We start from the raw sequence: 12,102 nt of genomic DNA, 5'->3' as shown, positions 1-12,102 counted from the left end.
TGATGCCTATGATAAAGTATAAGCAGAAACAAGGAGGAAGGTTCTATGGCAAAAACAAAATCTAAATCGGCGACGTATAACCCGAAAAACACATGGAAATATGATCTGAAGAAAAATGGAGTGCTTTATCTGATCTTCTTGATCCCATTTACATTTCTCTTGATCTTCAAATATATTCCGATGGTGGGGATTTTGATGGCGTTTCAGGATTATAAAGTCGCGAAAGGCTTATTCGGCAGTCCGTGGGTCGGACTGGATAAATTTAAGGAACTGTTTGCGGGGGCACAATTTGGTTATGCTTTTCGCAACACGGTCTATATGGCACTATTGAATCTGACATTGGGATTTATCATTCCGGTTATCCTGGGACTTCTGATCAGTCAGGTCAGAAATAAAAGAAGATCCCGTGTGGTACAGACCTTCACATATATGCCATATTTTGTTGCACCGGTCGTTGTGTGTACTTTGGCAAAGGAGTTTTTAAAAGAAGGTGGGGCCATCACCATGTTCCTGACTATGTTTGGACTTCCAAACCAGAACTGGCTGGCAGTCAATTCACCGGTGTTCTGGTTCATTAACTGTTTCCTTGGCATTTGGCAGGGGGCAGGCTATGGAGCTATTGTTTACATAGCAGCCATCAATGGCATTGACCAGAATCTCTATGAAGCAGCCTGTATTGATGGAGCAAGCAGATGGCAGCGCTTATGGAATATCACAATCCCAAGTATTGTGCCACTGGTTGTTATGATGTTTACCATGCAGATTGGATTGGTATTTATGACAGGATTTGATAAGGTATTGCTTTTGTATATGCCGACAACTTATGAATTTTCAGATTGCCTGAGTACATACACCTATCGAATGGCATTTTCTTCAGGAAATGACTTTAGTTTATCAACAGCATCCGGTTTGTTGCAGTCTATTATCGGAACCCTGTTACTGATCTTTGGTAACAAAATGTCTGAAAAAGCAACGAAAATGTCGCTGTTCTAAGGAGGAATGAGAGATGGCTAGAAAACCGAAATACAAAGAAGGAATGGTCGTACACCCGAACCTTGGAGAGAGGGTAGCAGACGTCATTATCGGGATTATCTTATTGGCTTGCGTGGCATTGGCAATTATTCCGATGTGGCATACCCTGATGGCGTCTTTGTCCGATGGCAATTTACTCCTGGCACACAACGGAGTCTTATGGAAATGGGTAACAGCGGACGGAAAACCAAACTGGGACGGATATATTAAGACTTTATCTTATGATGATATGGCGATTATCAAGAGTTATGCCTATACCATTTTATATGTGGTGGGCAATGTCCTGGTCGGTTTGGTATTAAATGTGATCGCAGCTTATGTGATCTATCGTAAGCCAAAGGCATCCGGGATTATGATGCTCTTTATCATTATTTCCCTTATGTTTAATGGTGGAACGGTACCGACCTATATGGTCATCCGGAATCTGGGAATGACCGGAACCGTATGGTCTATGATCCTGCCGGACTGTACCAATGCCATGTTTATCATTTTGACCCTGAATGCATTCAAACAGGTGCCAAAATCAACGATCGAAGCAGCCGAGTTGGACGGGGCAGGACATTTTACCATCATGTTCCGTATTCTGCTTCCGCAGGCTATGGGACTGGTAACGGTAACCATGATCAACACAGCGATCATTTCTTGGAATGCATGGTTCAATGCAATGCTTTATGTTCCAAGTGATAAGAATTTGTGGCCTTTACAGTTGTGGATCAAGCAGATCGTGGCAGATAATGCAACACTTACTACAGCAACATCACCGGATTGGAACCGTTATCTGGTATCTTACTGTGTGATCATCATTGCCACTTTGCCGGTACTTATCGCAATGCCATTTGCACAAAAACAGTTACAAAAAGGATCTCTGATGGGAGCCGTGAAAGAATAAAGGATAGGAAAATATGATTAAAATTAGTGATATTACGATCGACTATCGTTCTTTATTGGAAAGGAAAGATACCATTTATTATACGGATCAGTCAAAGCCAGTGCTTGGATTTTGCATGGAAAGTGATGAACAAAAGATTCGTGTAGAGAAGGCATGTATTTCCTTAAATGGATGGCAGGAGGAAATAGACGAAATCGCCTATGTTATCTATGGGGGAGAAGAACTCCTGCCGATGCAGACATATACGATCCGTGTGCAGGTAAAAACGACAGACGGTAACCATACAGAAGCCCATGCGACCTTTGAAACAGGTCGCATGGAGCTACCTTGGAAGGGGAATTGGATCACGGATCCATCGATCATTAATACGTCACCCTTATCACCGAGACCTCTGGAATTTCGCAAAAAGATCATTTTGCAAAAGCCGGTAAGATCCTTGAAAGTTATGGCAACAGCCATAGGAATCTATGATCTGTATTGGGATGGAAAACGGATCAATACAGAATACTTTGCACCGGGATTTACGGATTATGATCATCATTTACAATATGGTATCTACCCATTGGAAAATACCCAGCCGGGCACTTATGAGTTGCGGGCGATCGTCGCCGCTGGCTGGGCAGTGGGACGGTCTACCTATATACAGGATACCAATAAGAGCAGATCCCTTTTGATGGCAGACAGGCAGGCTTTTTTAGCTGACGTTTTTGTGGAATACATGGATGGAACAAGTGAATGTGTCGGTACCGATGCGTCCTTTGAAGTGGCGCAAAGCGGGACATACCTTTTTGCAGATTTCTATGATGGTGAGATTTATGAGGCAGATCCAAGCCGTGCTGTCTACGCATGAAAAAAGGCAGAAGACACACAGTTGAAAGAAAAACCAACTATTCAGGTTCGCTATGGAGAGCCTGTTTTGGGACATGAGATCTTTGCAGGAAAGTATATCGGACAGACCAGGGATGGAGAGTTTTTATATGACTTTGGACAGAATTTAGCAGGAGTCATAAGAATGACGGTGCAGGCAAAAGCAGGAGATGTCATTACCATCCGTCATGCGGAAGTTCTGGATGGTGATGATCTTTATGTGCAAAATCTTCGTTCTGCCAAGCAGATCATAGAATATCACTGCAAGGATGGAGAACAGACATATTCGCCGCGTTTTACCTATATGGGATTTCGTTATATTGCTGTCAAAGGCATCCGGCCGGAACAGATGCAGATAGAGGTACAGGCGGTTTATTCCGATCTTCTGGGAGATGGCGGTTTTTCCTGTTCCAATGAGGATCTGAACCAATTACAGAACAATATCGTATGGAGCGGAAAAAGTAACTTGGTGGATATTCCGACAGATTGTCCGCAACGCGATGAGCGGCAGGGCTGGACAGGAGATATTGCTTTGTTTGCTTCTACCGCATGTTTTAATTTTGCCATGGATCACTTTTTGATGAAATGGCTGAAGGACATGAAGGCAGAGCAGGGAAAAACGGGATCCATTCCTTTTGTTGTTCCCGTTAGAAAAGGTATCACACCGAGCATGACGACCAGTTGCTGGGGAGATGCCTGTATTATCGTTCCATACGAATTGTATCGCTATAGTGGAAATGTGCGGATTTTGGAAGAAATGTATCCGGTCATGAAAAAATACATGAAGGATGTCCGCAGGTGGGCTAATATGGGGCTTCTTGCCAACAAGACACCTTATGTATTTTCCCTCCCATTTCAATTTGGTGATTGGTGTGCACCTTATGGCAGCCTGCCGGACTGGCTTGCAAAAGGAAAATGGACGGGAACTGCCTATTATGCGCATGCCTGTGATTATATGGAAAAAATTGCACGGATTCTGGGAAAAGACCGGGATGCGGATGAATACTGGAGATTAGGTGAGAAAGTAGCAGACACTTATATAGATAAGTTTATGCAGGGCAAGGGGCAAATGCCGGACGCGGAGGCTTTTCAGACGGGCTATGTCTTGCCTTTATATTTTTCTTTGGCAAAGGCTGAGAAGGTCAATCAGACAATGGTAGAAGAACTGTGGAAGTGTATCCAGGCGGATGGTGGACATCTGAAGACAGGATTTACGGCAACACCTTATTTATTGTTTGCGCTTGCGGATCATGGTTATGTAAAAGAGGCATACAAACTTTTACTGGAGGACACCAATCCGTCATGGCTATATCAGATCCGAAAAGGTGCCACGACGACATGGGAGCAGTGGGACATTATTACAGAATCCGGTGAGATAAAAGAAGGATCCATGAACCATTATGCATATGGCGCTGTCGGAGATTTTCTCTACCGCAGGGTGTGCGGTCTGGAAGCCGAGGAGGCAGGCTATCGCCGGTTCCGGGTACAACCATTGGTGGGCGGCGATCTTACTTTTGCTGAATGCTGGCACAGGTGTCCTTATGGGATCATCCGTGTGCGCTGGGAAAAGCGGGAGGATGATCTGTATGATCTGCAAGTGCAGGTTCCGGTGGGGACAAGCTGTCGGGTGGTACTGGCAAATAAAGAAATTGAGATTGTGGAGAACGGAAATTATGAGTTTACATGGAAAGAATAAAATTTATTTGGATGAAACGAGATCTGTAGAAGAAAGGGCAAAAGACCTGCTTTTGGATATGTCGCTGGAAGAAAAGATGGCACAGGTCAACTGTGTGTTCCCATTCGATAAAAAAGCATGGATCTTGCATGGATCGCTGAGAGGGTGCCTTATGGTATCGGCGAGGTCAGTACCTTGGAAATGCGGCGCATACCGACCTTACAAGGCGCGGCGCAGTGGGTAAAAGATGTGCAGACGCTGGTTATGGAAAAGAGCCCGCATCATATTCCTGCGATTTTTCACATGGAGGGACTTTGCGGAGCCTTTATCCAGGAGGCGACCAGTTTTCCGTCCGGTATTGCCAGAGGGGCATCTTTTGATCCGGATCTGGAAGAACAAATAGGATCTTGTGTAGCCGAGCAGGAATTGGCTTGTGGTATTACCCATATTCTGGCGCCGGTTCTGGATATATCTAGGGATTCCCGCATGGGTCGGCAGGGAGAAAGTTATGGAGAGGATCCTGCTCTTGCAAGTGCCATGGGGGTAGCCTATACCAAAGGAATTCAGGAAACAAGTGTAGATGGCAGACAGGCGGAAAGTGTGGCGAAGCACTTTTTGGCATTTCATAACTCGCAAGGTGGAATCCATGGAACCCATAGTGATACACCCGAAAGACTTTTACAGGAAATATATGGAAAACCTTTTCAGGCGGCGATCAAGGAAGCTGGATTAAGAGGAATCATGCCTTGCTATTGCTCCATTGATGGAGAGCCGGCTTCTCTTTCTCATAAACTTTTGACAGACTTGTTGCGGGAACAGATGGGATTTGATGGTCTGTGCATCAGTGATTATGGTGGCATAGAAAATAGCCATAATTATCAGCGTATTGGTGAAAGTATGGCAGATGCAGGGGAGATGGCACTGGCTGCCGGTATGGATGTGGAAATGCCAAGTCCTGCCGGTTATGGCAAGGAATTACAGGAAAGATTTGCAAATCAGGCATTGGATATTGGCGTGTTAGATCAGGCGGTATATCGTGTCCTTTGTGCCAAGTTTCGCATGGGTTTGTTTGAACATCCTTACCCGCTTATGGATGACAAACTGGAAAATGTTTATCGGAAGGCGGATAAAGGAAAGCAGCTGACCAGACAGTCAGCAATGGAATCCATGACACTGCTCAAGAACGACGGTATTTTACCTTTACATAAAGATAAGATAAAAAAGATTGCTGTGATCGGTCCCCATGCGGATAATGCGCGTATGTTCTTTGGCGGTTATACGCATATATCTATGATGGAATCTATTTATGCGGTGGCGAACAGTATTGCAGGGGTTGCCGGGATTGAAAATACGACCGGTAAGACTATTCCAACGGTTCCGGGGACTGATATCCAGTTGGATCAGGGGGAAGAGTATGATGCTATTTTGCGTACCCAGAAACCGGACTGTCCGTCTCTTTTGGAATATTTGAAAGCGTATGCACCATCCTGTGAGATCGTATATGCCAAGGGCTATGATATTGCCGGTCAGGATCAATCAGGATTTGATGAGGCATTGCAGATGATCGGGCAGGCAGATCTGGCAATTCTTACTCTGGGAGGAAAATACGGCACCTGCTCTCTGGCATCTATGGGAGAAGGTGTGGATGCAACAGATATCAATCTTCCGGAGTGTCAGGATGCATTTATTGAACAGGCAGCGGAAATAGGCAAGCCGCTTGTGGGTGTCCATATCTTTGGTAGACCGATTTCTTCTGATATAGCCGATGAAAAATTGCATGCTATCCTTGAGGCATGGAATGGTGCTGAGTGTGGTGCGGAGGCGATTGTGCAGACCTTGTTTGGTGAGAATGATCCGGCGGGACGTTTGCCGGTATCGGTAGCATATAAAAGCGGACAGATCCCTATTTATTACAATCATCCGTGGGGGTCTGCGGAGTCACAGAGTGGCAGTATCGGCTTTGCAAATTATGTGGATATGTCGCATAGTCCGCGCTATCCGTTTGGACATGGCTTAAGTTATGCAGAGTTTTATTATCGGGATCTGCATATAGAAAATAGAGAAGTAGATACCATGGGCGACATTGTATGTAGTTTTTTCTTGAAAAATGTGTCAGACTGTGCAGGTGATGAAGTGGTGCAGATTTATGTATCAGATCGATTTGCATCCCGTACCAGACCGGTCATGGAATTGGCAGCCTTTGAGCGTATTCCTTTGCAACCGCATGAAGAAAAGGAGATTATCTGTCACATTTCGCCGTCTCAACTTGCATTTTTAGATAAGGATATGAAGTGGAAGATAGAAAAGGGTGATATTGATCTTTTGATCGGAGCCTCCAGCAAAGATATCCGTCTGAAGGATAGCATCCGGATCACAGAAAATGCATGGATTGATGGCAGAGACAGAAGTTTCTATGGAAAGGTAGAGGTCAAATGAGAGTATATTGTAATCCGGTAAATGTACCCTATGCTTATCAGTTTAAAAAGGATCCACGGGATCGGTATAAAATGACAGTCAACCGGGAGGCGGCAGATCCTTCGATGGTTATGTTTCAAGGCAAATATTATCTGTTTGCTTCTATGACAGGTTCGGTGTGGGTCTCTGAGGACATGGCGCATTGGGATAGTTATTCTTTGCCAGAAAATATGCCAATTTATGACTATGCACCGGATGTGCGTGCCATAGGTGAGTATCTGTATTTTACGGCATCTAGCCGGGATGTAAAGTGTAGTTTTTATCGCACCAAGGATCCGATCCATGGGCCGTATGAAGAAATACCGGGCTATATGGATTATTGGGATCCGAACCTGTTCCAGGATGATGATGGCAGACTCTATTTTTACTGGGGATGCGCAAATGCGACACCTATCTGGGGGATAGAGTTGGATCCTGCGACCATGGAACCTATGGGCCAGAAAAAAGATTTGATCTTTGGTGACCCATATCATATTGGTTATGAGCGCTTTGGGGAAGATCATTGTGAAGAACCAAAGAGTCAGGCTGAGATTGATGCCCTATTTCAGGAATTTTTAGATCAATGCGGAGAAGATGCAGATAAGATCCCGGAAGCCAACAAGGCGATGATACGGGCAACCTATGCCGGAATGCCTTATATCGAGGGTGCATGGATGACAAAGCATGCCGGAAAATATTATTTACAATATGCTTGTCCGGGAGCGGAATTCAATGTTTATGCGGATGGGGTCTATGTGGCGGATGTACCGTTGGGACCTTTTCATTTAGCAGAGAATAATCCATTTTCGTATAAGCCGGGTGGCTTCCTGCCGGGAGCCGGACATGGATCTACCATGCAGGATCGCCGGGGTCAGTGGTGGCATACGGCAACCATGCGTATTAGTAAGAATCATGTATTTGAAAGACGAGTAGGCATTTGGCCGGCAGGCTTTGATGATGTGGGAAATCTCTATTGCAACCAAAGATACGGTGATTGGCCTTATATTATAGAAGATATAGAAAAGGATCCATGGGCAGATCCGAGGTGGTATCTGCTCAGTTACCGGGCGAAGGTGACTTCCTCCGGGTGTGAAAAGGGACATGAGGCGGCATTGGTTGTGGACGAAAATGTGCAGACATGGTGGAAAGCAAAAGAGCTGGATGCAGAACCTTGGTTGTGTCTGGATCTGGAGACCTGTGATCATGTGCATGTGGTGCAGATCAATTTTGCTGATGATATGGAAAACAGGATAGACTGTCCGGGAAGTCTGGTGGCAGGACCCGATATGGAACGTTATATAGACTGCAATATACATCCGACAAGATGGCTCTTAGAGGGATCTGCGGATGGCAGGGACTGGACGGTTTTGGCGGATAAGCGGCAAGCCCAGACAGACCTTCCGCATGATTATGTGGTATTTGAAGATGGCATAGATCTGCGTTTTATCAAATTGACGATCATAGATGTGCCTTATCATGTTTTGCCGAGTGTCTCAGGAATACGAGTCTTTGGAAACGGGGATGGTAAACGACCGGAGATGGCGAGGGTTCAGGTAGAACAAACCGATGCAAGAGATATGGTAGTATCTGCTGTTTCAGATGAAAGCGTTTGTGGATATAACATTTTATGGGGGCATGCACCGGGAAAACTTTATCATAGTTGTATGGTTATGGGAGTATGTCAGGCATATAAAGTGGGAGCACTCGTAGAGGGGCAGTCCTATTATGTAAGAGTGGATGCTTTTAACAAAAATGGCATTACGCATGGAAAAGAAATTTGCCTTCCTATGGTATGATAGTAAAAACGTTATACACAGGAGGACATAGAATGCATCCAATTTATTTTGTGAGACATGGAGAGAGTGAATGGAATGTTGCAGACCGTATCTGCGGGCAGACGGATGTAGCCTTGACAGACCTGGGGCATGCGCAGGCAATTGCGACCGGGCAGAAGATCGCCAAAGCAGGGATTGTCACAGATGAGATCCTGTATTCGCCGCTGAGCCGGGCTGCGGAGACGGCGCGGCATATTTCGGAGATGACAGGTGTGCCTATGCGCATGGAACCGCGTCTGGTGGAACAGAATTTCGGCAAATGGGAAGGAACTTCGCCAAGAAATGCTGCGGACTTCTTTGAGGCAAAAAAGCAGTTTGTATGCCGCCACGAGGGCGGGGAGTCTATGCTGCAGTTAGCCCAGCGCATTTACAATCTTTTGGATGAATTGGGCAAAGAGGCGGATAAGACCTATATGCTCGTTGCTCATAATGGCATTGCCCGCGTGGTCTGTTCGTATTTTCACGATATGACAAATGAGGAGTATGCCTCATATGGCGTGAAAAATTGCAGCCTGACAAGATTTGATTTTGACTAAGGTTTTATTTTGGCATGGTCGAGGGCATCCTCGATCGCCATCATAAGGACCTCGGTCGTGTACTGGTTGTTGGCTTCGTATGTAATATTGTCCAGAGACTGTGACTCATAGATCTGCTGGCTGATGTTACTTAGCGCCGGCTGCATGAGTGGGTACATGGTTGCAACGGACTCCTCCAGATTGACAAAGGAAATGTCATTGATATGGTTGGAATCGACAACGACCTGGACTTCGATGGCACTGTCGTTCATGGTAAATCCGGCAGTATATACGCCGGGCATGTAGATGGTTTCCTGCACAGGCTCCGGTTTCTCGTGGCTGGAAAACATCCAGCATAAGAGAATGACAAGCAGTACGCCAAGACCGGCAAATACCGCAGTATATATTAATTCTTTCAGATGAAATACGACGATTTTGGTTTTCTTGCTCACGATAATTCCCCCAGTTTTCGGTGTCTAGTAGAGTATATGAAAAAAAATTAAAAAAATTCTAATTTTTTTGTTGACAAACAATATAAGGTTATATATAATAATTTTTGTCGTCACGGAGAGGACACAACATAGTAAATGCGACAGTGGCTCAGTTGGTAGAGCACCTCCTTGCCAAGGAGGAAGTCGCGGGTTCGAGTCCCGTCTGTCGCTCTTATATGAGGAACGAATTTGATTCGTTCCTTTTTTGCGTAATAAGGAGATTGTTAAGACAAAGAAAAACCATCTCGCCCCGCTTAGTGCGGTCGCGAAGATGGTTTTTCTTATATTATGGTAACTTATATTTTACTCATCAGTAAACATATAGACTTCCCCTGCTGTGGATAGGGTCAGATCATCGGTGTTTGTGATCATGCCCATGTCGATCATCGCCTGCAAGGTATGGGTGCAGTCCGGTGTCGGTTGGATATATAAATGTGCGGTCATATCTCCATATGCGGCAACGGCTTCCTTGGTCTCCTCAGCGACCGCCATTTTGGATACCGGAGACAGGGCGCCGGTGACGCTAACGTAGTTTGCAGATAAACTTAAGGAAGAACGACCGGTGTAGTAGAAGGAATACTTGGTGCGATCCAACAGGATCGGTTCCGGGGATCTTAGGACAAGATCGAAGGAATCCGAGTAGCATGGTGCGCTGGCGTCCAGATCTGTGATCTTGTAGTTGCCTTCCTTAATATCCTGCACAAATGCCTCATAGAGATTTTGCAACTGGGCATTCGTATAAGTCTTTTCTTCAGATCCATCGTCCGGGGCGTCAAAAGGATAAAAAGTCACATCCTCTGCCTGAAGTTCTGCATAGTTTTTTGAAATACCATGGGTCAAGATGGCATCCTTGTCGTTAAAGAGTGACAGGAGTTTTTGACAGGTATTCTGATATGCTTCGGACTTGCCGGCATAATCCGGCAGACGGTAAGAACGGCTCAGTGAACTGCCGTCTTTTAATGGTAGGAAATATCCAAAAATCCATAAGGCTCGCTGCAATGTCTGGAATAATCTAAAAGTTCTTCTTTTTCATTTATGATCTCTTTGTGGATCGAAATGAAATCCGCAATCTCATCGGCATCTGTAAGAGCATAGGTGGTCTCTCCCATCGTCATGTCTACTTCAAAAACATCGGATGCTGTCGGAACCTGTCTTTCGATACCAAATACATCAAAACGCACGCAGAGCAGGAAGGCGAAAATGACGCCGGTGTAAATGCAGCAGTATTTCATGTACCGCCTTTTCCATACATGTCTGGTTCGGTCAATCAGCATCTGTATTATGAAATAAAGGATCACACCGATGCCGAGACATAGGATCGTGATGCTGATAAAAAATACCGTCTCATTCTCGGGAAGGAGATTGGTTAAGGCATAAACGATGCCGACGGTTGCCAATAATGAGGCGAAAAAGGTCATACCCAGTGTAAATACCGGTTTCATAAATGGCACTGCGATAAAATCACCACAGGTTTCCAAGGCTTTATGCTGGTAAAGCAGGTAAGCGAGTCCGGAAAGCCCAATGCCGACTAAGGCATAGACCAGCAGGGTAGGCAGAGCCTCCGGCAGGATATGATAGATCCGGTAGGTGGCATCATTGATATAAATTCCGGTATGATGCGGCAGATAGGCTGACGGCGTCATACAGAGCAGTTTGTTCCGGAAAATATCCGAAGAATAAACACCGAAACAAAGGAAGGATAAAAGCACGCGGATCACGACCTCAGCCGCCATAAACATAAAATTGAAGATCCAGTAGAAGATGAAATTTGTAATCAACTGTCCACTGATCATGGCGGTAAACAGGGCTATGCCTAAAAAGCATAGATCATAAGCAATCATGCAAAGCATCCAATACCATGGAATCCATACCAGACTTCCGGCACCAAAGACAAGATAGAGGATGGTATTGATCAGGGTTACTGCCAGTTGCGGCAGGAGAGTAAGCGTCAAAATAGAAGCAATACCGGTTGAAAACATGATCTTACGGTTGACCGGGAAAGCATGCATCATGTTGCAGGACCGTCTTTGGTATAAATAGGAAAAGACAGCCAAGGTCACTAAGATCATGTAAATAGCAACAAAGATTGGTACATTTCCGTTCATCACCCCTTCATACAAATCCTGATGTGTTTTTAGGGTCTGGATATAGGCGTCCGGGGACTTTTGCATATTCAGGCGGTTTACGAGCATATTGCAGGACATACTGATAAAAAGAAATGCAAAGTAAAGAAGCGGAAAAGCCACAAAGCGAGTCAGATTTTTCTTGTATATGGTCTTGTTAAAAAAGGATGTTTTTGACTTCATAATGTTCTCCTTCCATTTCATAGATAAAGATTTCTTCC

At 45.1% G+C, this 12,102-nt stretch carries 11 protein-coding genes and 1 tRNA gene; 9 read left to right on the top strand and 3 right to left on the bottom strand.

Features of this window, described 5'->3' with window-relative positions:
* Window positions 1–45 precede the first annotated feature (45 nt).
* The 8 genes from DW996_RS07095 to DW996_RS07065 are packed head-to-tail and all read left to right on the top strand — an operon-like array spanning window position 46 to window position 9,288.
* Window positions 46–993, top strand: a complete 948-nt coding sequence (locus DW996_RS07095; protein WP_118535270.1) for an ABC transporter permease — start codon at window positions 46–48, stop codon at window positions 991–993.
* A gap of 13 nt (window positions 994–1,006) precedes the next feature.
* Window positions 1,007–1,921, top strand: coding sequence for a carbohydrate ABC transporter permease (locus DW996_RS07090; protein WP_118535269.1), 915 nt, complete (start codon window positions 1,007–1,009; stop codon window positions 1,919–1,921).
* A gap of 13 nt (window positions 1,922–1,934) precedes the next feature.
* Window positions 1,935–2,771 carry an alpha-L-rhamnosidase N-terminal domain-containing protein gene (locus DW996_RS07085; protein ID WP_118535268.1) on the top strand — a complete coding sequence of 279 codons (837 nt, stop codon included), beginning with the start codon at window positions 1,935–1,937 and terminating at the stop codon, window positions 2,769–2,771.
* A gap of 21 nt (window positions 2,772–2,792) precedes the next feature.
* Window positions 2,793–4,484, top strand: coding sequence for a family 78 glycoside hydrolase catalytic domain (locus DW996_RS07080; RefSeq protein ID WP_118535267.1), 1,692 nt, complete (start codon window positions 2,793–2,795; stop codon window positions 4,482–4,484).
* Entirely contained in the window at window positions 4,462–4,707 is a 246-nt protein-coding gene (locus tag DW996_RS13305) for a hypothetical protein (RefSeq protein WP_243098742.1), read from the top strand. The genes DW996_RS07080 and DW996_RS13305 overlap by 23 nt, the downstream gene beginning before the upstream one ends.
* Window positions 4,602–6,899: a glycoside hydrolase family 3 N-terminal domain-containing protein gene (locus DW996_RS07075; protein ID WP_243098702.1), complete on the top strand. Its 2,298-nt coding sequence runs from the start codon at window positions 4,602–4,604 to the stop codon at window positions 6,897–6,899. The genes DW996_RS13305 and DW996_RS07075 overlap by 106 nt, the downstream gene beginning before the upstream one ends.
* Window positions 6,896–8,713: a family 43 glycosylhydrolase gene (locus DW996_RS07070; protein ID WP_118535266.1), complete on the top strand. Its 1,818-nt coding sequence runs from the start codon at window positions 6,896–6,898 to the stop codon at window positions 8,711–8,713. The genes DW996_RS07075 and DW996_RS07070 overlap by 4 nt, the downstream gene beginning before the upstream one ends.
* 32 nt (window positions 8,714–8,745) lie before the next feature.
* Window positions 8,746–9,288, top strand: coding sequence for a histidine phosphatase family protein (locus DW996_RS07065; protein WP_118535265.1), 543 nt, complete (start codon window positions 8,746–8,748; stop codon window positions 9,286–9,288).
* Here the strand turns inward: DW996_RS07065 and DW996_RS07060 are convergent.
* The gene (locus DW996_RS07060; RefSeq protein ID WP_118281767.1) at window positions 9,285–9,719 is read right to left on the bottom strand and encodes an FMN-binding protein; all 435 of its coding nucleotides are present in this window, start codon (window positions 9,717–9,719) and stop codon (window positions 9,285–9,287) included. The two genes, DW996_RS07065 and DW996_RS07060, sit on opposite strands and share 4 nt — an antisense overlap.
* Window positions 9,720–9,856: 137 nt before the next feature.
* On the opposite strand from DW996_RS07060, the gene DW996_RS07055 reads away from it, so the two are divergent.
* A tRNA-Gly gene (locus DW996_RS07055) sits at window positions 9,857–9,929 on the top strand.
* 132 nt (window positions 9,930–10,061) lie between these two features.
* Here DW996_RS07055 and DW996_RS07050 read toward each other — a convergent pair.
* Both DW996_RS07050 and DW996_RS07045 read right to left on the bottom strand, forming a co-directional pair.
* Complete coding sequence (locus DW996_RS07050) at window positions 10,062–10,757, bottom strand: hypothetical protein (protein ID WP_118535264.1); 696 nt, start codon at window positions 10,755–10,757, stop codon at window positions 10,062–10,064.
* Window positions 10,715–12,064: a hypothetical protein gene (locus DW996_RS07045; protein ID WP_118535263.1), complete on the bottom strand. Its 1,350-nt coding sequence runs from the start codon at window positions 12,062–12,064 to the stop codon at window positions 10,715–10,717. The genes DW996_RS07050 and DW996_RS07045 overlap by 43 nt, the downstream gene beginning before the upstream one ends.
* Between the last annotated feature and the right edge of the window lie 38 nt (window positions 12,065–12,102).

The sequence above is a fragment of the Roseburia sp. AM51-8 genome, assembly GCF_003478275.1.
Taxonomy (GTDB): Bacteria; Bacillota; Clostridia; order Lachnospirales; family Lachnospiraceae; genus Pararoseburia; species Pararoseburia lenta.
Note: the sequence above shows the minus strand (reverse complement) of the source record. Positions and strands in the feature narration are given on the sequence as shown.